The 24,497-nt window shown below is 69.9% G+C and carries 21 protein-coding genes; 15 read left to right on the forward strand and 6 right to left on the reverse strand.

The window, feature by feature from the left end:
• Positions 1 to 7: 7 nt before the first annotated feature.
• From ACTIEF_RS15255 to ACTIEF_RS15270, 4 genes are all read right to left on the reverse strand, one after another.
• Complete coding sequence (locus ACTIEF_RS15255; RefSeq protein ID WP_439472994.1) at positions 8 to 973, reverse strand: DUF979 domain-containing protein; 966 nt, start codon at positions 971 to 973, stop codon at positions 8 to 10.
• Positions 970 to 1,698, reverse strand: a complete 729-nt coding sequence (locus ACTIEF_RS15260) for a DUF969 domain-containing protein (RefSeq protein WP_439472995.1) — start codon at positions 1,696 to 1,698, stop codon at positions 970 to 972. The genes ACTIEF_RS15255 and ACTIEF_RS15260 overlap by 4 nt, the downstream gene beginning before the upstream one ends.
• 216 nt (positions 1,699 to 1,914) lie before the next feature.
• The gene (locus ACTIEF_RS15265; protein ID WP_439472996.1) at positions 1,915 to 5,538 is read right to left on the reverse strand and encodes a hydantoinase B/oxoprolinase family protein; all 3,624 of its coding nucleotides are present in this window, start codon (positions 5,536 to 5,538) and stop codon (positions 1,915 to 1,917) included.
• 20 nt (positions 5,539 to 5,558) lie between these two features.
• On the reverse strand, positions 5,559 to 6,209 hold the full coding sequence (locus tag ACTIEF_RS15270; protein ID WP_439472997.1) for a prepilin peptidase: 651 nt from the start codon (positions 6,207 to 6,209) through the stop codon (positions 5,559 to 5,561).
• 294 nt (positions 6,210 to 6,503) lie between these two features.
• Here ACTIEF_RS15270 and ACTIEF_RS15275 point away from each other — a divergent pair, with 294 nt between their 5' ends.
• From ACTIEF_RS15275 to gspM, 13 genes are all read left to right on the forward strand, one after another.
• Positions 6,504 to 8,024 carry a hypothetical protein gene (locus ACTIEF_RS15275; protein WP_439472998.1) on the forward strand — a complete coding sequence of 507 codons (1,521 nt, stop codon included), beginning with the start codon at positions 6,504 to 6,506 and terminating at the stop codon, positions 8,022 to 8,024.
• A 77-nt stretch (positions 8,025 to 8,101) separates the two neighbouring features.
• A complete protein-coding gene (locus ACTIEF_RS15280) occupies positions 8,102 to 10,735 on the forward strand; it encodes a TonB-dependent receptor domain-containing protein (RefSeq protein WP_439472999.1) in 2,634 nt (877 codons plus the stop codon).
• A 195-nt stretch (positions 10,736 to 10,930) separates the two neighbouring features.
• Entirely contained in the window at positions 10,931 to 11,788 is an 858-nt protein-coding gene (locus ACTIEF_RS15285; RefSeq protein ID WP_439473000.1) for a type II secretion system protein N, read from the forward strand.
• Positions 11,789 to 11,793: 5 nt separating this feature from the next.
• Positions 11,794 to 13,866: a type II secretion system secretin GspD gene (gene gspD / locus ACTIEF_RS15290; RefSeq protein WP_439473001.1), complete on the forward strand. Its 2,073-nt coding sequence runs from the start codon at positions 11,794 to 11,796 to the stop codon at positions 13,864 to 13,866.
• A gap of 4 nt (positions 13,867 to 13,870) precedes the next feature.
• Positions 13,871 to 15,382 carry a type II secretion system ATPase GspE gene (gene gspE, locus ACTIEF_RS15295; RefSeq protein ID WP_439473002.1) on the forward strand — a complete coding sequence of 504 codons (1,512 nt, stop codon included), beginning with the start codon at positions 13,871 to 13,873 and terminating at the stop codon, positions 15,380 to 15,382.
• Complete coding sequence (gspF, locus tag ACTIEF_RS15300; RefSeq protein WP_439473003.1) at positions 15,382 to 16,596, forward strand: type II secretion system inner membrane protein GspF; 1,215 nt, start codon at positions 15,382 to 15,384, stop codon at positions 16,594 to 16,596. The genes gspE and gspF overlap by 1 nt, the downstream gene beginning before the upstream one ends.
• 14 nt (positions 16,597 to 16,610) lie before the next feature.
• A complete protein-coding gene (gene gspG / locus ACTIEF_RS15305; protein ID WP_439473004.1) occupies positions 16,611 to 17,057 on the forward strand; it encodes a type II secretion system major pseudopilin GspG in 447 nt (148 codons plus the stop codon).
• A 43-nt stretch (positions 17,058 to 17,100) separates the two neighbouring features.
• Positions 17,101 to 17,571, forward strand: coding sequence for a GspH/FimT family pseudopilin (locus tag ACTIEF_RS15310; RefSeq protein WP_439473005.1), 471 nt, complete (start codon positions 17,101 to 17,103; stop codon positions 17,569 to 17,571).
• Positions 17,564 to 17,920 carry a type II secretion system minor pseudopilin GspI gene (gene gspI / locus ACTIEF_RS15315; protein ID WP_439473006.1) on the forward strand — a complete coding sequence of 119 codons (357 nt, stop codon included), beginning with the start codon at positions 17,564 to 17,566 and terminating at the stop codon, positions 17,918 to 17,920. The genes ACTIEF_RS15310 and gspI overlap by 8 nt, the downstream gene beginning before the upstream one ends.
• On the forward strand, positions 17,917 to 18,504 hold the full coding sequence (gene gspJ / locus ACTIEF_RS15320) for a type II secretion system minor pseudopilin GspJ (protein ID WP_439473007.1): 588 nt from the start codon (positions 17,917 to 17,919) through the stop codon (positions 18,502 to 18,504). Before gspI ends, gspJ begins: the two co-directional genes overlap by 4 nt.
• A complete protein-coding gene (gene gspK, locus ACTIEF_RS15325; RefSeq protein WP_439473008.1) occupies positions 18,501 to 19,484 on the forward strand; it encodes a type II secretion system minor pseudopilin GspK in 984 nt (327 codons plus the stop codon). Before gspJ ends, gspK begins: the two co-directional genes overlap by 4 nt.
• Entirely contained in the window at positions 19,481 to 20,584 is a 1,104-nt protein-coding gene (gene gspL, locus ACTIEF_RS15330) for a type II secretion system protein GspL (RefSeq protein ID WP_439473009.1), read from the forward strand. The genes gspK and gspL overlap by 4 nt, the downstream gene beginning before the upstream one ends.
• Positions 20,581 to 21,081 carry a type II secretion system protein GspM gene (gspM, locus tag ACTIEF_RS15335; protein ID WP_439473010.1) on the forward strand — a complete coding sequence of 167 codons (501 nt, stop codon included), beginning with the start codon at positions 20,581 to 20,583 and terminating at the stop codon, positions 21,079 to 21,081. Before gspL ends, gspM begins: the two co-directional genes overlap by 4 nt.
• Here gspM and ACTIEF_RS15340 read toward each other — a convergent pair.
• Entirely contained in the window at positions 21,070 to 21,816 is a 747-nt protein-coding gene (locus tag ACTIEF_RS15340; RefSeq protein ID WP_439473011.1) for a DUF1365 domain-containing protein, read from the reverse strand. The two genes, gspM and ACTIEF_RS15340, sit on opposite strands and share 12 nt — an antisense overlap.
• Positions 21,813 to 23,150, reverse strand: a complete 1,338-nt coding sequence (locus ACTIEF_RS15345; protein ID WP_439473012.1) for an NAD(P)/FAD-dependent oxidoreductase — start codon at positions 23,148 to 23,150, stop codon at positions 21,813 to 21,815. The genes ACTIEF_RS15340 and ACTIEF_RS15345 overlap by 4 nt, the downstream gene beginning before the upstream one ends.
• A gap of 155 nt (positions 23,151 to 23,305) precedes the next feature.
• Between ACTIEF_RS15345 and ACTIEF_RS15350 the strand changes: the two genes are divergently transcribed.
• Complete coding sequence (locus ACTIEF_RS15350; RefSeq protein WP_439473013.1) at positions 23,306 to 23,860, forward strand: sigma-70 family RNA polymerase sigma factor; 555 nt, start codon at positions 23,306 to 23,308, stop codon at positions 23,858 to 23,860.
• Positions 23,857 to 24,495 (forward strand): cadmium/peroxide/UV radiation responsive anti-sigma factor ChrR, encoded by a 639-nt coding sequence (gene chrR, locus ACTIEF_RS15355; RefSeq protein ID WP_439473014.1) that lies wholly within the window; start codon positions 23,857 to 23,859, stop codon positions 24,493 to 24,495. The genes ACTIEF_RS15350 and chrR overlap by 4 nt, the downstream gene beginning before the upstream one ends.
• Positions 24,496 to 24,497 lie beyond the last annotated feature (2 nt).

The following is a 24,497-nucleotide window of genomic DNA, read 5'->3' on the forward strand; positions in this document are numbered from 1 at the left end:
GCGGCACTCAGAAGCGGAAGGCGAGGGCGTACATCAGGCCGATATTGACCACCAGCAGGATCAGGGCGGTCGGCAGCTGGGCCCGGATCACTCCGTTCAGGGCGGCGTTGCGATCGGGCAGCTCCAGCAGGTTGGCGGGCACGACGTTGAAGTTGGCCGCCATGGGCGTCATCAGCGTTCCGCAGAAGCCGGCCAGCATGCCGATGGCGCAGACGATGGCCGGGTCGCCGCCGAACTGGTGCACCACGATGGGCAGGCCGATGGCGGCGGTCATCACCGGGAAGGCGGCGAAGGCGTTGCCCATCACCACGGTGAACAGGGCCATGCCGAGGCAGTAGGCCGTCACCGCCAGCAGGGGCGTGGTCAGGGGCACGGTCTGGCTGACCAGCTGGCCGACCACCCCGCCGACGTCCGCCGCGAGGAAGACCGCGCCCAGCGAGGCCAGCATCTGGGGCAGCAGGCTGGCCCAGCCGATGGAGTCCATCAGGCGACGTCCCTCCTGCACGGGGGCGAGGGCGGGCGGCCGAAACCAGGCCATGGCCGCGAACAGGGCGAGGAGGCAACCGAGACCCAGCGCGATCAGCGTCGTCTGCCTGTCTGAAATCAGCCAGGCGCCCGCGTCGGTGTATTTGGCCAGCAGGGTTCCGCCCACCGCGACCAGAGGGATGATCAGGGCCGGGATGAACAGGGCGTTGCCCCGCCGGGCCGCGCCCTCGCGCCGCTGTTTCAGCGTCGTGGTCGAGGGCTGGCCGACGCCCATCTTCCCCACCGCGCCGACGATGACCAGCGCCACCACCAGCAGGCCGTTGCCCAGACCGCCCAGCAGGTCGCCGAACAGCAGGGAGGTCGCGATCAGCCCCCAGAACAGGGTGTTGCGGATGCGGGTCGGATGCGTCCGGTCCATGGCCGTGAAGACAGCGAAGGCCAGGAACATCAGGCCGGTGACGACATAGGCGTGCTGCAGGGTGATCATCGGGCCGCCTCCATCTCCGAGGAGGGCGCGGCCAGGTCACGCTTCAGCGCCCGGTCGAGCAGCCACAGACGCAGGCCGTGGACGATGAAGGCCGCGATGGCGGTGGGGATGGCCCACAGGGAGATGTGCAGCGCCTCGACCTTCAGACCGGCCTGCTCGAGGAAGCCGACCATCAGCACGATGGAGCCGATGGCGATGAAGATATCCTCGCCGAAGAACAGGCCGATGTTGTCGGTGGCGGCGCTCATGCCGCGAATGCGGAAGCGGACCTTGTCGGGCAGGGGGCCGTGCTCGGCCTCCGCCGCGCCCTCGGCCATGGGGGCCACCAGCGGGCGCACCATCTGCGGATGGCCGCCCAGCGAGGTCAGGCCCAGCGCCGACGTCGCCTGGCGCACGAACAGATAGACCAGCAGCAGCCGCCCGGCGGTGGCGGCGCGAACATTGGCGATCAACTGCCGCGCCCGCTCCTGCAGACCCGCCCGCTCCAGCACCCCGATCACCGGCAGGATCAGCCAGGTGATGTGGAAATAGCGATTGTCGTTGAAGGCGTCCCCAAACCGCGCCAGCGTCGCCACACCCGCCTCGAACAGGCCCCGCAGATCCAGATCGGACCCGACCGCCGCCAGCACGCCAGTGACGACGGCGGCGACCAGTATCACCAGCAGCGGATTGATCCGGGCGACAAAGCCCGCGACCACCACCGCGATCCCCAGAAGCACCAGCATGGAATCCTGCCCTCCGTCCCGGTGCGGACAGTTGCGCGGTTCGCAAGGGAGTGAAACCCCAACCCCGTTGCTATCGTCATCCCGACGAAAGTCGGGACCCAGCGGCGCGCGAGAGCCCGAAGCTTTCGAGAGCGCGGCTGCGTCATCGCCTTCGCTATCGCTTCATCGGCGCTGGGTCCCAGGGTTCGCTCCGCGCCCCCGGGATGACGATAGCAATCAGGGTGAGCCGAACCCGCCGCCCCCCGGCGTCTCAATCACGAAGACATCCCCCGGCGCCATCTGCACCTCCGCCGTCGAGCCCAGCGGTTCGACTGTCCCGTCCGCCCGCTCGATCCGGTTCACCCCCACGGCGCCCGGTTCGCCGCCTGCCGCGCCGAAGGGCGGGGTGCGGCGGTGGTTGGACAGGATGGCGGCGGTCAGGGGCTCCAGGAACCGCACCCGCCGCACGGCCCCGTCGCCGCCACGGTGCGCGCCCGCGCCGCCGGAACCGTGGCGGATCGAAAATTCCTCCAGCAGGACGGGGAAGCGGGTCTCCAGCACCTCCGGGTCGGTCAGGCGGCTGTTGGTCATGTGCGTCTGCACCGCCGCCCTGCCGTCGAAGTCCGGTCCGGCGCCCGAGCCGCCGGCGATGGTCTCATAGTACTGTCGGGTCGCGTCGCCGAAGGTGAAGTTGTTCATCGTCCCCTGGCTGGCCGCCAGCACCCCCAGCGCGCCGTACAGGGCGTCCACCACGGCCTGGCTGGTCTCGACATTCCCGGCCACCACGGCGGCGGGATAGCGGGGGTTCAGCATTGAGCCCTCCGGCACGATCAGGCTGACCGGCTTCAGACAGCCTTCGTTCAGCGGAATGGCGTCGTCCACCAGCGTCCGGAAGACATACAGGGTCGCGGCCCGCGTGATCGACAGTGGGGCGTTGAAGTTGTTGGGCCGCTGATCGCTGGTTCCAGTGAAGTCCACGACGGCGCTGCGGGCCTCCGTGTCTACGTCAATCCGTACACGGATGATGGTGCCGTCATCCATCTCCAGCTCGAAGGCGCCGGGCTTCAGAGCGGCGATGGCGCGGCGGACGGCTTCCTCGGCATTGTCCTGAATGTGGCCCATATAGGCCGCGACGACTTCACGGCCGAACTCGCCGACCATGCGGACCAGTTCCTCGGCCCCGCGCGCGCAGGACGCGATCTGGGCCTTCAGGTCGGCCATGTTCTGATCGACGTTGCGCGACGGATGCGGACCCGAGGCGAACAGGGCGCGGGTCTCGGCGTCCCGCAGCGCTCCCCTGTCGACCAGCAGGAAGTCGTCGATCAGCACGCCCTCGTCCTCGACGGTCTTCGAGGTCGGCGGCATGGAGCCCGGCGTGATCCCGCCCACGTCGGCGTGGTGGCCGCGCGCGGCGACGAAGAAGGCGGGGCTGTCGTCCGCCTCCAGGAAGACCGGGGTGATGACGGTGATGTCCGGCAGATGCGTCCCGCCGTTGTAGGGCGCGTTCAGCATATAGACGTCTCCCCGCCTCATGCCGCGTCCGTCACGGGCGTCCCCGCGCGAGGTGATAACGGTCCGGATGCTCTCGCCCATCGAGCCCAGATGCACCGGAATGTGCGGCGCGTTGGCGATCAGGGCGCCCGTCGCATCGAAGACGGCGCAGGAGAAATCCAGCCGCTCCTTGATGTTCACCGAATAGGCGGTGGCCCGCAGCGCCTCGCCCATCTGTTCGGCGGCGGCCATGAAGCGGCTGTTGAACACCTCCAGCAGGATCGGGTCGGCGTGGGTTCCGATGGCCGTGCGGGCGGGCAGGGGGACGATCCGCTTCAGGATCAGATTGAGTCCAGCGTCGGCCTCGGCGCGCCAGCCGGGCTCGACCACGGTGGTGCCGGTGTCTTCCAGAATGATGGCCGGACCCTCGATCGCCGCGCCCGGCCCGAAGGCCTCACGGCGATAGGCTGGGGTGTCATGGCTCGCACCGGCCATCCAGACCGGGGCGCGGGTGACGACCTCCGGCGTGCGGGCCGACAGGTCGCCGTCCGCATCCCCCGTCTGGCCGGACAGGCCCACGGCCTCGGCCTCCAGCGTCTCGACCACCAGCGCCTTGCCCTCGGCGAAGAAGCCGAAGCGGCGGCGGTGCAAGGCCTCGAAGGCGGCGATCATTTCATCGGCGGGACCGAAGGGCACGGTCAGGGGCGTGTCCGAGCCCGCGAACTTGATTTCGGCCCGGACCGTGACGGCGATGCGGTCGCCGCCGAAGCCCTGCGCCGTCAGCTCGGCGCGCGCCTGTTCGCTCAGCGCCGCGATCCGCGCGGCCATGTCGCCGTCGGCTCCGGCTTCCAGCGGGATCGCCGCCGTCGCCTGCCGGATGGCCCGCACCTCGGCCAGTCCCATCCCATAGGCCGACAGCACGCCCGCGAACGGGTGCAGCATCACTGTGGTCATGCCCAGCGCATCGGCGACCAGGCAGGCGTGCTGCCCGCCCGCGCCGCCGAAGCAGTTCAGGACATAGCGGGTCACGTCATAGCCGCGCTGGATCGAGATCGACTTGATCGCCTCGGCCATGTTCTGGACCGCGATGGTGACAAAGCCCTCGGCCAGCGCTTCCGGCGTCGTGGCGCGCCCGGTCGCCGCCTGAACCTCCGCGGCCAGTTCGGCGAAGCCCGCGTGCACGGTATCGGCGTCTAGCGGCTGGTCCGCGCCCGGTCCGAACACCGCCGGGAAGAACTCCGGCTTCAGCTTGCCCAGCAGGACGTTGCAGTCCGTCACCGTCAGCGGGCCGCCCCGGCGATAGGCGCGGGGACCCGGCACGGCCCCGGCGGATTCCGGCCCGACCCTCAGGCGCGCGCCGTCGAACCGGCAGATCGAGCCGCCGCCCGCCGCCACCGTATGGATCGACAGCATGGGCGCGCGCAGTCGCACTCCGGCGACCACGGCGTCGGACGTGCGTTCGTACTCTCCGGCGAAGTGGGAGACGTCGGTCGAGGTGCCGCCCATGTCGAAGCCGATGACGCGGTCGAAGCCCGCCGCCCTGGCTGTCTCAGCCATGCCGACCACGCCGCCCGCCGGGCCCGACAGGATGGCGTCCTTGCCCCGGAAGGCGCCCGCCGCCGTCAGTCCGCCGTTCGACTGCATGAACAGCAGGGGCGTGGCCTCGCCGAGCTCGCCGCCGACCTTGTCCACATAGGCGCGCAGGATCGGCGAGAGGTAGGCGTCGGCCACGGTGGTGTCGCCGCGTCCGACCAGCTTGATCAGGGCGCCGACCTCATGGCTGACCGAGAGCTGCTCAAAGCCCAGCTCGCGGGCGATCTCGGCCACCTGACGCTCGTGATCGGTGAACCGCCAGCCGTGCACCAGGGCGATGGCGACGGCGCGGAAACCCGCCTCGCGCGCGGCCCGTAATCCCCGCCTTGTCCCCTCGATATCCACAGGCCTGTCCACAGCCCCGTCGGCGCGGACCCGTTCGTCGATCTCGACCACACGACTATAGAGCTGCTCGTTCAGCCGGATGTGGCGGGCGAACAGGTCCGGGCGGCTCTGCCAGCCGATGCGCAGGCCGTCGCCGAAACCGCGGGTGATGGCCAGCACCGTCGGCTCGCCCTTACGCTCCAGCAGGGCGTTGGTGGCGACGGTGGTGCCCATGCGGACGGCATCGACCAGACCGGAGGGCAGGGGACCCGGCGCGGCCCCCAGCACCCGGCGCACGCCCTCGACGGCCGCGTCGGCGTACTGCTCGGGGTTGACCGACAACAGCTTGCGCGTGGTCAGGGCGCCGTCGGGCGCGCGGGCGACCACGTCGGTGAAGGTGCCGCCGCGATCAATCCAGAAGCGCCAGCCGTGCAATCCGCTGTTCTGATTCATGCGGCCAGCATAACCCCGGTTCAGAGGCCGAGGGGACCGAACAGCCAGGTCATCCAGATGCCGCCTGCAAGGAAGACCCCGAAGGCCAGTTTGTCGCCGCCGGTCATGGGCTTCTTCAGAAGCGCGCGCGCGAGCACGAGGCTGAGGCCGCCCGCCGCCGCCCACAACAGAACCGAGGGCAGGCCGGTCCAGCCGACCCAGGCGCCGCCCGCCGCCAGCAGGAAGGGATCGCCGCCGCCCAGTCCGTCACGGCCTCTCAGCCGCCGATAAGCGAAGGCCAGCAGCCAAAGGGCGGCGAACCCGGCCGCCGCGCCGATGGCGGCGTTCAACAGGCCGGTCCCGTTCGGCAGGATGGCCGCGCCCAGACCGGCGGCGCCTAGAGGCAGGGTCAGTTCATCCGGAAGCCAGAAATGCTCGGCGTCAACGACGGCGATCAGCAGCAGGAACCAGCCCAGCACCGCCGTCAGCAGGCTGGCCGACACCGTGTCCCGTGACAGGGCGGCCCAGCCGCCGATGATTGCGCCACCGACCGCGAAACCGGCGAATCTTACGGTTCGACGCGCGCCGGGCTCCGGCTCGGAGCGGGGCAGGCGCACGCTTATCCAGGCCAAAGCAAGGCCGACCGCCGACCCCGCGATGGCGAAGATCACTGTGACAGTGACAATGTCCACAAGCCCTCCGCCCGACCTCTCGAGGGCTGCGATAGGCGGCTCATCCAGTCCCTGCAAGGCTTCTGTCGCTGCTGGGATTGTGAAGGTTGCGACGGGTTGGGACGGTCTTTCACGAAGCCGATGCGACAACTTCACAGAAGCAACGGTGAACCGTCATGGTTCGGCGTACCCGCTGTCATATCCGGCTCCTAACCACGGACAGGGCAGGCGGGGGCGATGCTTCGTCACGACCGGACGCATGGGCGTTCGGTCTCACCTGCCGTGAGTTCCTCTGGACCAGACACGGTGAAAACGATGAACGGCTTCAAACTGACCACCCTCCTGGCCCTGTCGGCCAGCGCCCTGACCCTCGCCGCCTGTGGCTCGGCTGAAGTCGCTTCGCCGGGCGAAGGTGATTTCGGCGGCGGCGGTGGCGGCACCACCCCGACCACCCCTCCGGTGACCCCGGGCACCCCGGCCGCTGACTGCCCGACCGGCTTCGCCGACGTCGGCGTCGTGGCCGCCGGCACGCTGCGCGCCTGCCAGCTTCCGACCACCATCACCGGCAACCTGGTCGTGCCGCTCCGCGCCGGCACCGTCTACGCCATCTCGGGCCGCACCCAGGTCGGCACCGACATGGGCGCCGACGCGGCTGCCCCGGTCGCCGGTTCGCAGCAAGGCATCCTGACCATCCAGGCCGGTGTGCGCATCTACGGCTCGGGCGGTTCGGACTATCTGCTGGTCAACCGCGGTTCGCAAATCTTCGCTGAAGGCACCGCGACCAACCCGATCATCTTCACCAGCCGCAACAACATCGACGGCGCCACCACCGAGAACTCGCAGGGCCAGTGGGGCGGCGTCGTGATCGCCGGCCGCGCGCCGACGGCGGTCTGCCCGGTCGGCGTCACCGCGCCGAACATCGCCTGCGTCGGTCAGGTTGAAGGCACCAGCGCCAACTACGGCGGCAACAGCACGTCGGACAACTCGGGCCGTCTGCGCTACGTCCAGATTCGCTACTCGGGCTTCGAAATCTCGCCGAACAACGAGCTGCAGGCCCTGACGCTGGCCGGCGTCGGCAACGGCACCACCGTTGAGTACGTCCAGGCCTACAACAGCTCGGACGACGGCATCGAAATCTTCGGCGGCACCGTCAACCTGAGCCACATCGTGATCAACGGCGCTGACGACGACGGTCTGGACACCGACACCGGCTGGCGCGGTGGCGCCCAGTTCGGCATCATCACCCAGCGCCCGACCGCCGTGACCAACGGCAGCCGCGGCTTCGAATGGTCGGCCGCCCCGTCGGGCACCACCTTCTACGCCCAGCCGAAGGTGTCGAACTTCACCCTCGTCGGCCGCAACGCCGCCGTGGCCGCCGACGCCCTGCTGACGCTGAACACCGGGACCCAGCCGACCATCATCAACTCGGTGGTCACCAACCCGTCGACCTCGGCCGCGGCCTGCCTCGACATCGACGACGCCCAGACCGTCGCCAACAACCCGGTCTTCCGCTCGGTCTACTTCTCCTGCTCGCGTCCGTACGAGAACGACTCGAACGTCAACGCCGCGGCGACCGAGGCGGTGTTCATCAGCGCGACGAACGTCAACAACACGGCGGCCGGGACCTCGACGATGACGGCTCCGGCCGGCGCGACCCTGACGGCCCAGAGCCTGGCCTTCATCAACGGCGCCAACGAGAACGCCGTGACCGTGACCAACGCTCCGGCGGTCTACAGCTGGTTCCAGACCGTGACCTACATCGGGGCCGTCCGTAACGCGACGGACACCTGGTTCCAGGGCTGGACCTGCGGCCTGCAAGCCGGCTCGACCTGCTGATGACGGATGGACGGGCGGCGGCTCGCGCCGCCGCCCGACTACCGAACCCTTCCGTTGATTCCTTCGAGGCGCAGACCATGAAGACCGTGAAAATGTCCCTGGGCGGGCTTCTGCTCGCCACCACCGCTCTGGTCGCGCCGGGCGCCGCCCTGGCCCAGACCCCGCCCACGACCCAGACGCCGGCCGCGCAGGCCGAGCCGCAGGTCGATCCGGAAACCGATCTCGGCGAGATCGTCGTTCTGGGCCGCTATATTCCGCAGCCGAACCGGGAAAGCCCGGAAGTGGCCGCCTTCCTGACCGCCGAAGACCTGCAGCGCACCGGCGACGCCGACGCCGCCGGCGCCCTGGCCCGCGTGACGGGCCTGTCGGTCGTTGAAGGCCGCTTCATCTACGTGCGCGGCCTTGGCGAGCGCTACTCGTCGGCCCTGCTGAACGGCTCGCCGCTGCCCAGCCCCGAGCCGCTGCAACGCGTCGTTCCGCTGGACCTCTTCCCGTCGGAAATCCTGGCGGGCCTGACCGTCCAGAAGACCTATTCGGTCGCCTTCCCCGGCGAGTTCGGCGGCGGCGTCGTCGATCTGCAGACCATCGACACCCCGAGCCAGCCCTTCTTCAGCATGCAGGCCTCGGTCAGCGGCAACACCGAAACCTCGGGCAAGGAGTCGCTGATCTATTACGGCTCGCGCACAGACTTCACCGGCTTCGATGACGGCACCCGCGACGTTCCGGGGCCGATCCAGCTGGCCTTCGGCAGCGGCGACCGCATCTCGGCCGCCAACTTCACCGCCAGCGAACTGCGCCGCATGGGCCAGTCGCTGGTCAACGCGCCGCTGCGCCTGCTGCAGCGCGAGACCACCCCGGCCAACTTCGGCTTCCGCTTCACCGGCGGTACGAACATGGAAACCGGGATGGGCACCCTGGGCGGCGTCTTCGTCGCCTCGTACGACAACAAGTGGACGGGCCGTCGCGGCGTGCGTCAGTCGGGCCGCATCGACGCGGGCGAACTGATCACCGCCAACAACTACGCCTTCCAGTCGAACCAGAACGACCTGACGCTGAACTTCCTGGGCGCGCTCAGCCTGACCAGCGACACCAACACCCTGAAGTGGACCAACCTCTACGTCCGCAACGTCACCAAGGAAGCCCGCTCGGAAGCCGGCTTCGACGACGGCTCGGGCGGTCAGCGTCGCACCGATAACACCGAGTGGTTCGTCCGTCAGCTCTACTCGACCCAGCTGGCCGGCGAGCACACCTTCGGCGCCGAGGGCGAGTGGGAGTTCGACTGGCGCGCGGCCTACGCCAAGACCTCGCGCGATGCGCCGTACGAGACCCGTTTCGGCTACGGCCAGAACGTCGCCGGCGACTGGATCCACGACATCGAGACCAATGCCATCTCGTTCAGCGAACTGGATGACGACATCGTTTCGGGCGGCGCGGATGTGCACTACACCCTGCCGCTGTCCGACGCCCGCGAAGCCGTTTTCTCGTTCGGCGTCGCCTATTCTGACAACAACCGTGAATCCGAGCAGCGCACCCTGCGCTTCATCGCGCCGAACGGCCTGACCTCAGACCAGCTGGAGTCGCGCGTCGACTACCTGTTCTCGGACATCAACATCGGGCCGTATCTGCAGCTGGAAGAGATCACCGGCACCAACGGCGCCGCCGCCTTCGACGGTCAGCTGACCGTCAAGGCCGCCTACGCCCAGGTCGCCGCCGAGATCATCCCGCTGGTCAACCTGAACATCGGCGTGCGCGTCGAGCAGGGTGAGCAGACAGTGACCCCGCGCGATCTCTTCGGCGGTTCGACCGGCTTCCTGCCGACCCGGATCGAGGAAGAGTACGTCCTGCCGGCGGGCACCATCACCTGGAACTTCGCCGAGGACATGCAGCTCCGCTTCGGCGCGTCCAAGACCATCGGTCGCCCGCAGTTCCGCGAGCTGGCGCCGCAGCAGTATACGGACGTCGAAAGCGACCGGACCTTCATCGGCAACCCCTACCTGGTCGATACCGAGATCCTGAACATCGACGCCCGCTGGGAGTGGTACTTCGCCCGCGACCAGTATGTGACCGCCGGTCTGTTCTACAAGGATCTGGAGAAGCCCATCGAGTCGAGCGTCGTCGACCAGGGCTCGTCGATCTCGCAGACCTTCCTCAACGCGCCGAACGCCACCATCCAGGGCGCCGAGGTCGAGGTGAAGAAGTATTTCGAGTTTGGTTCGGACATGGACTTCATCGCCAACAAGCGGTGGCTGGTCCAGGCCAACTACACCTACTCGAAGTCCGAGGTGAACGTGGACGCCGGTGACACCGTCATCACCCAGAACAGCCTGGGCGTCGCCCAACCGGCTTCGTTCTACGTGATCGACGGCAGCCGTCTGCAAGGCCAGTCCGAGCACGTCGCCAACCTGCAACTGGGTTGGGAAGACGACACGGCCCGCTCGCAGGCGACCCTGATCGCCAACTACGTCTCGGAGCGCACCTCGGCGCGCGGCCGCCCGGGCGAGCCGGACCTGATCCAGGAGCCGGGCGTCTCGCTCGACTTCGTCTTCCGCAAGGACTTCGACTACGCGGGCCGCGAATACGGCGTGGCGGTCGAGTTCCGCAACCTGCTGGGTGAAGAGTTCCTCGAGTACCAGGAACTGGGCAATCGGGTGATCATCAACGGCTATGAACTGGGCGCCAGCGGCTCGGTCAGCCTGACCGCCCGCTTCTGATCCTGTTGAAATGATTGAGGCCGGCTCGTCAGGAGCCGGCCTTTTTCTATGCGGAGGCGGTATAAAAATTTCATCCGCAAGCGGCCTGTTTGTCATGACAAGTTCGCGCCTCCGTCATGGACGCGTGAAGCCCGAACCCGGACGATTGAGTTAGGAACGCTGCGGGCCGTCGGGGCCTCTGACGGGCGTCCTCTCGTGATTGCTGTTCTCCGCAACTGGACCGCCTCGGCGCGCGAATTCGCGCAGGATGTCGCCGCGCGTCCCGTCCGCCTCCGCCCCTTCGTCGAGGGCGTGCTGGTCGCGGTTCTGCTGGTGCAAGCGGGGCGCCTGGTCTGGCTGTTCGTAGAGCCGTCGCCGGTCGCCTCGATCGACGCCCCGGGCGCGGCCCGGCCCGTCGACACCTCTGTCTTCCAGCGCTTCGACGCCTTCTTCCGAACCGGCGGCCAGTCCAGCATGGCGGAAGACACCGCCGCGGGCAGCAGCCAGATGCGTCTGTTCGGCGTGCGCGCCGACGGCGCCGGCGGCGGTTCGGCCATCATCGGCCTGGCCGATGGTCGCCAGATCTCGGTCGGCGTCGGCGAGGAGGTCGAGCCCGGCCTGACCCTGCAGTCGGTGGGCGAGGATTACGTGGTCCTGTCCCGCAACGGCGCCCTCAGCCGCCTGATCTTCGCCGAGACGCCGGTCGGGGCCGCCGCCCCGCCGCCGCCGCCCGCCACGCCCCAGGTCGTCGCCCCGCCGACGCCGAGCCCGGCCGCCGCGCCCGCCGGCGCCGTCGTCGATGCCGCCCAACTGATGGCCCAGGCCTCGCTGCGTCCCCGAATGCGCGGCCTGGCCGTGAACGGCTTCACCGTCTCCGCGGGCGGCGACGGCAGCGCCCTGCGCGCCGCCGGGCTGCAGTCCGGCGACGTCATCCTGGCCGTCAACGGCATCGAACTGAACAGCGCGGGGCGGATCTCCGATCTGCGTCGCGACCTCGCCAACAGCCCGTCCGCCGAAATCCGCTTCGAGCGCGCAGGGCAGGAACGCACGACCACCATAAGGACCGCCCGGTGAACCGCATGAGCCGTAACACCGTCTGCACCGTGCTGGCCGGACTGATGATCGCGCAGGGGCCGCTGGCCGCCGCGCCCGCCATGGCCCAATCGGGCGCGCGCCAGACCCTGAACGTGCAGGGCGCCGACATCCGCGCCTTCATCCAGGACGTGGCCCGGATGACCGGCCGCACCTTCATCGTCGATCCGGCGGTGACGGGCACGGTCACCGTGACCAGCGAACGCGCCCTGTCGCGCTCGGAGCTGTTCGAGGTCTTTCTGTCGACCCTGCGCGCCAACGGTCTGGTGGTCACCCAAACCACGTCCGGCGCCTATCGCATCAGCCCGGCCCAGGGCGCGGCGCAGGGCCCGGCCACCGTCGGCGCCGAACGCTTCACCACCGAAGTCTTCCAGCTGCGCAACATCGACGCCGCCTCGGCCGCCGAGACCATCCGTCCGCTGGTCGGCGCGCAGGGGCAGGTGCTCGCCAATCCCGGCGCCAACAGCGTCGTGGTCGCCGACTTCGCCGACAATCTGGGCCGCATCCGCGCCCTGATCGCCCGCATCGATGTGGACCGCGCCAGCTTCGAGGTGATCACGCTGGAGAACTCCTCCGCCCGCGAGATCGCCGCCGTCCTGCAGTCGGTCCTGGCCCCTCCGGGCGGCCAGCCGGGGCAGGGTATGGTCTCGGTGACCCCGGTCGACAGCTCCAACTCCATCGTCCTGCGCGGCGACCCCGCCGCCGTGGCCCGCGTCCGTCCGCTGGTCGAGGACCTCGACCGTCGCGCCCAGTCGGCGGACGACATCAAGGTCGTCTTCCTGGAGCACGCCAACGCCGAGCAACTGCTGCCCGTGCTGCAGCAGATCGTCGGCCAGCCGATCACCCCGGCCCAGGCCAATGCGACGCCTGCCGCCGCGCGCGGGGCATCCGACGCCGCGACGCCCGTGGTCCAGCCCGCCGCCGCCGTCGCGCCCGCCGCGCCCGGCCAGCGCGCCACCATCGCCCGCTTCCCCGGCGCCAACGCGCTGGTCATCTCAGCCTCGGCCGACACCCAGCGCATGCTGGCCGAGGTCATCCGCCAGCTCGATCAGCGTCGCCAGCAGGTCCTGATCGAGGCCATCGTGGTCGAGCTCAGCGACACCGCCGTGCGCGAACTGGGCGTCCAGTGGCTGCTCGCCGGCCAGGACGGCAACCCCATCGGCCTGACCAACTATTCCGACAGCTCGGTTCCCCTGCTTCCCATCGCGGGCGGCGCGGCGGCGGGCCAGCTAGACCCTGACGACCCCATGCGCGAGCGGCTGCAGAACCTCGCGCTGAACTCCCTGCTGGGCGCCAACGGCTTCGTGGGCGGCGGCGGCGGGACCATCGGCGACGGCCTGTTCGGCTTCATCATCAACGCGGCCAAGTCGGACAATGGCTCCAACCTGCTGCAGACCCCGTCGCTGATGACCCTCGACAACGAGGAGGCGACGATCCTGGTCGGGCAGGAAGTGCCGATCACGACCGGCGAGGCCCTGCTGGACGGAAACTCCAACCCCTTCCGCACGACCCAGCGTCAGGACATCGGCGTCAAGCTGGTGGTCCGGCCCCAGATCAACGCGGGCGGCTCCATCACCCTGCACCTGCGTCAGGAGGTGTCGAGCATCAACGGCGTCCTGACCAACTCGGCCAGCGATCTGGTGCTGAACAAGCGCGAGCTGGAGACGACGCTGGTGGTCGATGACGGGGACATCGCCGTGGCCGGCGGCCTGCTGGACCAGAACGATCGTCTGGCGGTCGACAAGATTCCGGGCCTCGGCGACCTGCCGGGCATCGGCGGCCTGTTCCGCTCGACCAGCCGCCAGCGCGGACGCACCAATCTGATGGTCTTCCTGCGCCCGACCATCATCCGCTCGGCCGCCGACGCCCAGCAACTGGCCGCCGACCGCTGGGGCTATATGCGCAACCAGCAGCTGGTCACGGATCCGACCCGTGAGCCGAGCCTGGACGAGATGCTGCGCGACTACATGCGCACCCAGCCGCCCACCGCCCCGACCGCTGATCTGACGCCCGGCGAGGTGGTGATCTCGCCCCTGCCGCCCGCGGCTCCGCAGGAGTGATCGGGTGATCACCCTCGTCAATCCGACGCTGCCCTACGGCTTCGCCAAGCGGCATGGCGTGATCCTGCTCGACGCGGGCGAGATCGCCGTCATCGGCCTGCGCGAGGGCGCCGACCCGTCGGCGCTGATCGAGACGCGACGGGTGCTGGGCCGACCGCTGCGCATCGAGCCGCTGTCGCAGGCCGCCTTCGATCGCCAGCTGTCGGAAGTCTATGCCGGCGATCACCTCAACGCCGCCGACGGCGACGACCTCGACATGCCCGCCGGGCTCGAGGGGCTGATCGACGACATCCCCGCCGCCGCCGACCTGCTGGACACAGCCGATGACGCCCCGGTCATCCGCCTGATCAACGGCGTCATCGCCGAGGCCGTGCGCACCGGCGCCTCCGACATCCACCTCGAGCCGTTCGAAAGCGCCCTGGTCGTGCGCATGCGGGTGGACGGCGTGCTGCGCGAGGCCCTGACGCTGAGCCCGCGCATCACCCCGCTGCTGGTCTCGCGCATCAAGGTCATGGCCCGTCTCGACATCGCCGAGAAACGGGTGCCGCAGGATGGGCGCATTCCGCTGGCGCTCGGCGGCAAGACGCTGGACGTGCGTGTCTCGACCCTGCCGTCCCGCGCGGGAGAGCGGGTCGTGCTGCGGATTCTCGACAAGGATCAGGCCGGGCTGACGCTGGACCGGCTCGGCATGTCGCCGGACGCCTTCGAGGCCTTCAGGGGCGCGCTGAACGAGCCCAACGGCATCATCCTGGTCACCGGCCCGACCGGCTCGGGCAAGACCACCTCGCTCTATGCGGGGCTGAGCCTGTTGAACGACGCGACCCGCAACATCCTGACGGTCGAGGACCCGGTCGAATACGCCATCGATGGCATCGGCCAGACCCAGGTGAACACCAAGGTCGGCATGACCTTCGCGGCCGGTCTGCGCGCCATCCTGCGTCAGGACCCGGACGTGGTCATGGTCGGCGAAATCCGCGATGTCGAGACGGCGGGCATCGCCGTTCAGGCCTCGCTGACCGGCCACCTGGTCCTGTCCACCGTGCACACCAATGACGCCGTCGGCGCCGTAACCCGCCTGCGCGACATGGGCGTTGAGCCCTTCCTGCTGGCCTCGACCCTGCGCCTGATCGTGGCCCAGCGGCTGGTGCGCCGCCTTTGTGGCGAATGCCGCGTGGCCGAGCCCGCCGACAAGGCCACCGCCAGACTGGCCGGGGTGAAGAAGGGCGACACCGTCTGGCGACCCCACGGCTGCCCCCACTGCCAGAACACCGGTTACGTCGGTCGCGTCGGCCTGTACGAGACCATCCGCGTTGATGACCGGGTGCGCCGCCTGATCGCCTCTGAAGCGGGCGAGGACGCCATCGCCGCCGCCGCCTTCGAGACCGGCGGGACCTTGTCGCAGCGCGCGCGTGAGCTGGTGATGGAGGGCGTCACCTCGGTCGAGGAGGCTGTGCGCGTCACCCGTCAGGAGACCAGCGAGGCGCATGAGCCCGCATCGTCCGAGGTCGCGGCCTGATGGCGGCCTTCGACTATGTGGCGGTGGACGCGGGCGGACGAACCGTCTCCGGCGCCCTGACCGCCGCCGACGAGACCGCCGCGCGCGCCGCTCTGGGCAAGCGCCGCCTGATGCCGCTGGAGGTGTCGCCGGCGCGCACCGGCGCCGCTCGCGCCGCCGCGCCGTCCGCCAAGGGCGGCAAGCTGGACGCCCGCACCCTGGCCCTGACCACCCGCCAACTGGCGACCCTGGTCTCGGTCGCGCCGATCGAGGAGGCGCTGCGCACCATCGCCCTGCAGGCCGACCGACCCGCCGTCCGTCGAGTGCTGGAAGGCGTCCACGCCGGGGTCATGGAGGGGCGTCGCCTTTCCGACGCCATGGGGCTGCAGGGACAGGCCTTCCCGCCGCTGTACCGCGCCATGGTCTCGGCGGGCGAGGCCTCGGGCGCGCTGCAGCCCATTCTGGAACGCCTCGCCGACGGGCTGGAACGCGACCAGCAGGTGCAGGGCAAGGTGGTCACCGCCCTGGTCTATCCGTCGGTGCTGGCGGTTGTGGCCCTGGGCGTTATCACCGCCCTGATGGCCTTCGTGGTGCCCAAGGTGGTCGACCAGTTCGACAGCATGCACCAGACCCTGCCGCTGCTGACCCGCATCGTCATCGGCGTGTCCGACCTGATGCGCGACTGGGGCTGGCTGATGATCCTGCTGATCGTGGCGGGGATCGGCCTGGGCGCCGTCGCCCTTCGCAATCCGGCGATCCGGCTGAAGGCCGACACCCTGATCCTGAAGCTGCCGCTGGTCGGCCGCCTGACCCGCGACCTGCACGGGGCCAAGATGGCGCGCACCCTGTCGACCATGATCGCGGCAGGGCTGCCGGTGCTGGAGGGGCTGACCATCACCGCCCGAACCGTGTCCAACCGTCGCCTGCGCAGGGCGACCGAGACCATGGCCGAGGCGGTGAGGGAAGGGGGCGGCCTGTCCGCCGCCATGCGCCGCGCCGACGTCTTCCCGCCGATCCTCGTCTACATGACCGCCTCGGGCGAGAGCAGCGGTCGGTTGGAGCCGATGATGGAGCGCGCCGCCGACTATCTGGAGCGCGAGTTCTCCACCTTCACCGCCGTGATGCTGAGCCTGCTGGAGCCGGCGATCATCGTGGTCATGGGCGGCGTCGTGGCGGTGATCGTCCTGTCGATCCTGCTGCCCATTCTGCAAATCAACACCCTAGCGATGGGTTGAAGATGAGTATTGAAATGACTGATTTCGAAAAGAAAATCGAACAGCGGCGCAAGCGCTCGGGCTTTACGCTCGTGGAGCTGATGGTGGTGATCGTGATCATTGGCCTGCTCGCCACCGTGGTCGCCATCAACGTCCTGCCGAGCCAGGACAAGGCCATGGTCGGCAAGGCCAAGGCGGACATCGCGACGCTGGAGCAGGCCATCGAGACCTATCGCCTCGACAACCTGACCTTCCCCGACACCCTGCAGGCGTTGGCCGCCGCGCCCGCGGGCCTGGCCAATCCGGAACGCTATCGCGAAGGCGGCTACGTCCGTCGCCTGCCCAAGGATCCGTGGGGCAACGACTATCAGTATCGCCGTCCCAGCCAGCACGGCGGCCAGTTCGACATCTGGTCGTTCGGCGCCGACGGCCGCGAAGGGGGCGAGGGCAATGACGCCGACCTCGGCAACTGGCAGGGCTGACACCCTGTCGGGCGCTAACGCTCACGACGCGGTCGTTCGCTGCTTGAGCGTCCTGCGCCCTCAAGCAGCGTCGCGCCGTGCAAAGAGACAAGGCTTCACGCTGGTCGAACTGCTGATGGTCGTGGCCATCATCGGGCTGGCGGCGGGGGCCGTGGTGCTGTCCGTGCCGGACCCCAGGCCCGCCGTGGCCGAGGAGGCCGAGCGGTTCGCCGCCCGGCTGGTCCGCGCGCGCGAGGAGGCGGTGCTGGGCGCCCGGCCGGTGGCGGTCGAGGCCACGGCGCGCGGCTATGACTTCTCCAGCTTCGACGGCGTCGAGTGGACGCCGCTGACCGACGGTCCCTTCGGCCCCGAGACCTGGGCCGAAGGCTCGATCCTGTCCTCGGCCCAGGCGCCGGTGCGTGTGGTCTTCGACCCTTCCGGCGTCGCCGATCCGGCGACCCTGACCCTCACGCGCGACGGGCGCAGCCGCACCATCGCCGTGGACGGGGCGGGCGAGGTGCGCGTCGATGGCTGAACGCGGCGGCTTCACCCTGATCGAGATGCTGGTGGCGCTGGCGGTGTTCAGCCTCGCCGCCATGGCCCTGCTCAATCTGTCGGGGGAGAACACTCGCTCGGCCCAGCGCGTCGAGGTCCGCACCCTCGGCGGCATGGTGGCCGAGAATGTCGCCGTCGAGGCCGCCGTCGCGCCCACGATGGGCGAGGGCGAGGCCTCGGGCCGCTCCGATCTGGGCGGTCGCCGCTGGGTCTGGACCCGCGCCGTGACGGCCACCGCCGATCCCGATCTGCTGCGCATCGACGTCCGCGTCCGCGACGAGGAAGGGCAGGCCGCCGACCGCACCCTGTTCCGCAGGCGGTCGCTGTGAACCGGTCCGGCTTCACCCTGGTCGAGGTGCTGATCTCGCTGTTGATCTTCGCCATGCTGGCGGCGGCGGGCGCGGCGGTGCTGGGCGTGACCATCGACAACCGTTTCGCCGTCAAGGCGCAGAGCGACCGCGTCGGCGACCTTCAGCGCATGCGCAGCCTGCTGCGCGCCGATCTGGGGCAGGCCACGGGCCGCCGCGCACGGGGCGCCACCGGACGTCCGGCCCCTCAGGCCATGGTCGGGCCGATGTCGCCCGCCGATCCCATCCTGACCCTGACCCGCGCCGGCTGGACCAACCCCGGCGAACAGGCCCGCCCGTCGCTGCAGCGCGTCGAATATCGGCTCGTCGACGACCGGCTGGAGCGCCGGGTCGCCAGCCAGCTGGACGGCGCCCGCCCGGGCCCGCCGCAGGTGCTGTATCGCGGCGTGCGCGACGTGGTGGTCGCCTTCATCATCGATGGCCAGGCGTCGCCCGCCTATACTTCCACCCTCGACCGCCCCCTGCCGGACGCGGTGCGCATCACCATGACGCTGGAGGGCTACGGCGCGGTCGAACAGCTCTTCCTCGTCGGAGGCGGGCGATGAGCCGCCGTCCGGAGCGCGAGGGCATGGCCCTGCTGACCGTCCTGCTGCTGGTGGCGGTGATGTCGGTCGTCGCCGTGGCCCTGCTGGACGATGTCCGCTTCTCGGTCCGCCGCACCACCAACGCCGAGATCGGCGCGCAGGCCCAGTGGCTGGCCTCCGGCGCCGAACTGCTGGCCCGCAACCGGATCAAGCGGCTGGTCCAGAGCAGCCCGACCCGTACACCCCTGCAGCCCGACTGGAACGGTCGCCGCCTCGACTTCCCGGTCGAGAACGGGACCATCAGCGCCACCGTCGCCGACGGCCAGGCCTGCTTCAATCTGAACAGCGTCGTGCTGGGCGTCGGCGAGGATCTGGTCGCGCGCCCGCAGGGAGCGATGCAGTTCCGCGCGCTCGGCCGCGCCGTGGGCGTGCCGGACAGCCGCATGCGCGCCATCGCCGACGGCCTGACCGACTGGCTGGACGCGGACGCCGAGGCCCTGCCTCTGGGCGCCGAGGATGGGGCCTATGCGGGCCTGTCGACGCCCTATCGCACCGCCGGCGTCATGCTGGCCGAGGTCAGCGAACTGCGCGCCGTCAAGGGCGTGGACGCCGACGCCTACCGCCGTCTGCGCCCCTATGTCTGCGCCCTGCCGACCAGCCGTCTGTCCCCGCTGAACGTCAACACCCTGACCCCCGAGCAGGCTCCCCTGATCACCATGCTGACCGGCGGCGTCATCGCTCCGGAGCGGGCCCGCGCCGTGATCGCCGCCCGCCCGCGCGACGGCTGGGCCACTGGCGAGGCCTTCTGGGCCGCCTCCGGCCTGCAGGGTTTCACGCCCGATGAGGACACCCGCGAGCAGGCCACCGTCCTGACCCGCTTCTTCCGCCTGCGGGTGGACGTGGAATACGCCGGCGTCCGCGCCGTTCGCACCGCCCTGCTGGAGGCCCGTCAGGACGGCGCCGTCCGCACCGTCATCCAGCGTTGGACCCCCGAAGAATGAAGCCGACACGTCTGATCCTGATCCCCGCCCTGGCGGGAGAGCCCGCGCCCTATCTGATTATCGGGGCAGGCGGCTATGTGCTGGAGCGCGGGACCCTGGCCCTCGATGCGGTCGAGCGGCCCGAGGCCATGCGCACGGTCGCCGTCGCGCCGGGCGCCGACGTGCTGATCCGCTGGCTCGACCTGCCGCCCGGCAGCGTCGCCCAGCAGCGGGCCGCCGCCCTGTGGGCGCTAAAGGACGATCTGGCCGCGCCCGCCGACCGGCTGTCGGTGTCGCTCGGCCCGGTCCCGGTCGCGGGCGAGCCGCGTCTGGTCGCCGTCGTCGGTCTGTCGCTGCTGGAGGCGTGGAGCGACTATCTGGAGACGCTGGGCGTGCGCGCCGACGTGCTGCTCCCCGATGTCCTGACCCTGACCGAGCCGCTGGACGAAAGCCTGACCGCCGTCGCCTTCGGGCCGTCGGTGGCCCTGCGTGGACGCCGCTTCGCCGCCTCGGTTCAGCCGGATCTGGTCGATCTGGTCGCGGCAGGTCGGGTGGTTGAGCCGGTGGACGATCCGGCCTCCGTCGAGCGCGCCCTGGTGCAGGCGGCCGCCGGGCCCTTGCTGGACCTCACCTCCGCCCGCGTGCGCGAACAGGCCGCCGCCCGTCGGGGCTGGGGCCGCGCTGCCGTGCTGGCGGGCGTCGCCCTGGTCTCGCCCCTGATCCTGATGATCGCCGGGGCCGGTCGTGACGAACTGGCCGCCGCCCGCGCGCAGGATCAGGCCCAGGCTGAGATCGCCCGCGTCGACCCGGAACTGGCGCGAACGCCGGACCCCGTCGCCGCCCTGCGTGGTCGGGTGCGCGCCGCCCCGCCGCCGGGCGGGGTCATGGCCGCCACCGCCGCCCTGTTCAGCGCGGTTGAAGCCGTGCCGGACGCCGAGCTGGACATGCTGGTGGTCGATCCCGAGGACGGGATGAAGGCCGCCGTCACCCATCCCGACTATGGCGACGTCAAGGTGATCGATGAGGCCATGCGCGCCTCGGGCCTCAGCGTCACCGAGACCGGAACCCAGGACGACGCCGGCCGCGTGGTCAGCGACATCACGATCGGAGCCGCCCGATGACCGCTCTTCTCGCCCGCGTCCACGGCTGGTGGGACGGCCGCACCGTGCGCGAACGCCGCCTGCTGGCGGTGATGTTCGTGCTGGTCGCCGCCGTGCTGATCTGGCTGCTGGTGGTCCGCCCGGTCCAGGCCTGGCAGGGCGCCGCCGCCGACCGCCGCTTCGAGGCCGAACAGACCCTGGCCGAGGTTCGTGCCGGGCTGCGCATCGTCGCCCCGTCCTCGACCGCCGCGACGTCAACCTCCACCGAAGGGCTGGAGCCTCTCGTCCGCCGCACCGCCGAGGCCGCAGGCCTGACCGTGGTCACCACCATGGCTCCCGGCGGCGGTCTGGGCATCCAGATGTCCCAGGCTCCGGGTCGCGAGACCTTTGCCTGGCTGGCCGCGCTGGAGGTCGATCACGGGATCAAGGTCTGCGCGCTCGGGGTCATGGAGAACGCCGACGCGACCCTGAACATCGACGGGGCGCTGGGGCGGGGCGGCTGCGCCTCAGCCGGCTGAGGCCTTCGCCGGTCCGGGCTGGGGCGGCACGCCCTTGAGGAAAAGACGCAGCGCCTCCCAGTGGATCGCGGCGACCACCTTCAGCGTCTCGAACGGCACGGCCAGCGCGGCCCTGAGGATTTCGCCGTCCGTCAGCGCCCGCCGCTCGCCGGTCATGGCGGTGGCGATCACCAGCCCGTCGGCCTCATACCCATCGATGGCCAGGGTCAGCCGGTCGTCCGGAGCCCGACCCCGGAAGGCGTAGGTCATGTCCATCCGCATGAAGGGCGAGACGTGCAGGGCCTTGTCGCAGCTCTGCTCGAACCGCTCGCCCTCGCTGGCCAGCACATAGGACCGCCGCTCGCCGAATGTGCTGGACACCTCATAGATCACCGCCGCCAGCCCGCCGTCGGCGCGGTGGCAGTAGTAGACGCTGATCGGATTGAAGACGAAGCCCAGCAGCCGGGGCAGGGTCAGCAGGCGGATCGGCCCGTCCACCCCCTCGATCCCGGCCTCGGCCAGCTTCGCCAGCGCCTGGGTCCTCAGATGCGCGCCTGACCCGTCGCCATGGTCGCGCGGGTGGAAGGACAGCAGGTTGAACCGCCCGATCGAGAGCCAGCGCGTCCGCGCGGCCGCCTCGTCGAGCCGGTCGATATCGAGCAGCAGCCAGAACAGCCGGTAGCGGAAGCCATGCACCCGTGGACGCACCCTTCGGTGCATCACCACGCCGCGATACAGGCTTCCGGCCTCGCTCATGCGTCCAGACGCTCGCTCTCGGGGACGGACGTCAGGTGGATGCGACCGCTCTCGTCGGCGACCTCCCATGGACGACGCACCCCGCCCAACTGCTCGGCCACGGCCAGCCCGGATTGCAACCCGTCCTCGTGGAAGCCCGCGCCGAAATGGGCGCCGCAGAACCAGACACCGCCCCGGCCCTGCAGGCTCCACAGCTCTTTCTGGGCGGCGACGGCGGCGGTGTCGAAGATCGGGTGCTCGTACATCTCGGTCCGCAGCAGGGTCTCGGGACGCGGCGGGTGCGGCGGGTTCAGGGTCACGAACAGGTCCTGGCCGGGCAGGCCCTGAAGCTTGTTCATCCAGTAACTGACGCACAGGCCGTTTTCGGTGCCCATATAGTTCCAGCTGGCCCAGGCCCGGCGACGCTTCGGCATCAGCCCGGCGTCCGAGTGCAGGATGGTCAGGTTGCGGCTGTAACGGAAGGCGCCCAGCAGTCGCTGCTCGTCCGCCGTGGGCTCGGCCAGCATGGCCAGGGCCTGATCGGCATGGGCACCGATGACCACGTGATCGAACTGCTCCTCGTCGCCCCGCGCGTCGCGTACGATGACACCGTCGGCCACCCGGCGGATCGACGTCACCTCGCGGCTCAGCCGCACGCAGTCGCCCAGCGACCGGGCCAGCTTCTCCACATAGATGCGGCTGCCGCCGATGATGGTGCGCCACATCGGCCGGTTCAGGAACTGCAGCAGGCCGTGGTTGCTGCAGAAGCGCACGAAGGCCTCGGCGGGATAGTCGTTGATGGTCTGGGCGGGCGAGGACCAGATCGCCGCCGCCATCGGCAGCAGGTGATCATCGCGGAAAGCCGCGCCGAATTTCTGGGACTTCAGATAGTCGCCCAGGCTCAGGTTCGGGTCCTTCAGGGCGGCGATGTCGCCCGGCGCGCGGCGATAGAAGCGGACCAGTTCGGCCAGCATCTTCCAGAAGCGCGGGCGGAAGACATTGCGGCGCTGGGCGAACAGGGCCGGGGCCGCATATTCGAACTCGCCGCCTTCCAGCGACACGGCGAACGACATGTCCGTCTCGCGCGTCGGGACCTGCAGATGCTCCAGCAGGGCGCACAGGTTCGGATAGGTCGCGCCGTTGAAGACGATGAAGCCGGTGTCCACCCCGACCTCGCCGCCCGGCATACGCGCCGTGACGGTGTTGGAATGCCCGCCCAGTCGACCGTCGCGCTCATACAGCACCACCTCGTGCCGGGTGTTCAGCAGCCAGGCGCAGGACAGGGCCGAGATGCCTGAGCCGACCACGGCGATGCGGAGAGGGCGAGGGTTGGAGGCGGCGAGGGGCAAGGACATTGATCTCGGCAGGACGGCCCGCGGGCCCGGTGTCCTTGTTACGTCGTTGAACGCATTCTGGATGACGGGTGATCCAAGCGCGGGCACAAGACGTATCAGGATCGATGTATGGCTCAGTTTCAGCGCCCAACACCCGTCCCGCCCGCTCGTCGCGCATGATTGACGGGGGCGAGGACTACGATCAGTTGATCGTGGCGGTGGCGCAGACGCGCGACCGGGACGCCTTCGCGCGCCTGTTCCAGCATTTCGCTCCGCGCCTGAAGGCTTGGCTGATCAAGGGCGGCGCGGCCGACGCGGCGGCCGAGGAGTTCGCCCAGGAGGCCATGCTGACCGTCTGGCGCAAGGCCGAGCTGTTCGACGCCCGCATGGCTCAGGCCTCGACCTGGATCTTCACTATCGCCCGCAACCGGCGGCTGGACGCCCTGCGCAAGGATGCGCGCGTCGCACCGGTCGATCTTCTCCCGCCCGGCCTTGATCCGGATCGCCCCGACGACCTGCTCGAAGGCCGTCAGGACGCCGCCCGCATCCGTGAGGCCATGGCCGCCCTGACGCCCGAACAGGCGCAGGTCGTGCATCTGGCCTTCTTCCTCGACCAACCCCACTCCGCCATTTCCGAGCGTCTTTCCCTGCCGCTCGGGACGGTCAAATCCAGAATCCGAAAGGCGATGCTGAAACTTCGCGTCATGCTGGAACAGGAGGGCGGCCGATGACCGGGCGCCCGTCTCCGTCCGAGGAACGCCTGCTGGCCTATGCCGCCGGCACGCTCAGCGCCCCAGAGGCCGTGGTCGTCTCCGCCTGTCTGGCCATGCGGCCGGACGTTGAGGGGTGGGTCCATCGGCTTCAGGGCGTCGGCGGCGTCGTGTTGAACGACCTCGATCCCACGCCGCTCAAGGAGGACGCCCTGGCCCGCGCCCTGGCGCGTGTCGACGCCGACACGGGCGAGGTGGTTGTCGAGCCGCCGCTGAACGATATGCCCGAACTGCCCGAGCCCCTGCGCCGCTATCCGCTGGGCAGGTGGCGTCACATGCCGGGCGGCGTTTCGGTGCGCGAGGTGCTGGCTCCGCGCGACGGCGCCACTCGGGTCATCCTGCTGAAGATCGCTCCCGGGCAGGCGACGCCCAAACACACTCACGGCGGCGTTGAACTGACCTGCGTTATTTCAGGCGCCTATGCCACGGAGAATCAGGCGTATTTTCCCGGTGACTTCGAGGAGGCTGATCAGGATGTACTGCACCAGCCTCGCGTGATCTCGGACGAACCCTGCCTTTGCGTCGCCGCCCTCGATGGCCAGATCGTCCTCGACGGCTGGTTCGGTCGCCTCATCCAGCCCTTCGTGCGCCTCTAGAC

It is taken from the genome of Brevundimonas sp., from assembly GCF_051858995.1.
Taxonomy (GTDB): domain Bacteria; phylum Pseudomonadota; class Alphaproteobacteria; order Caulobacterales; family Caulobacteraceae; genus Brevundimonas.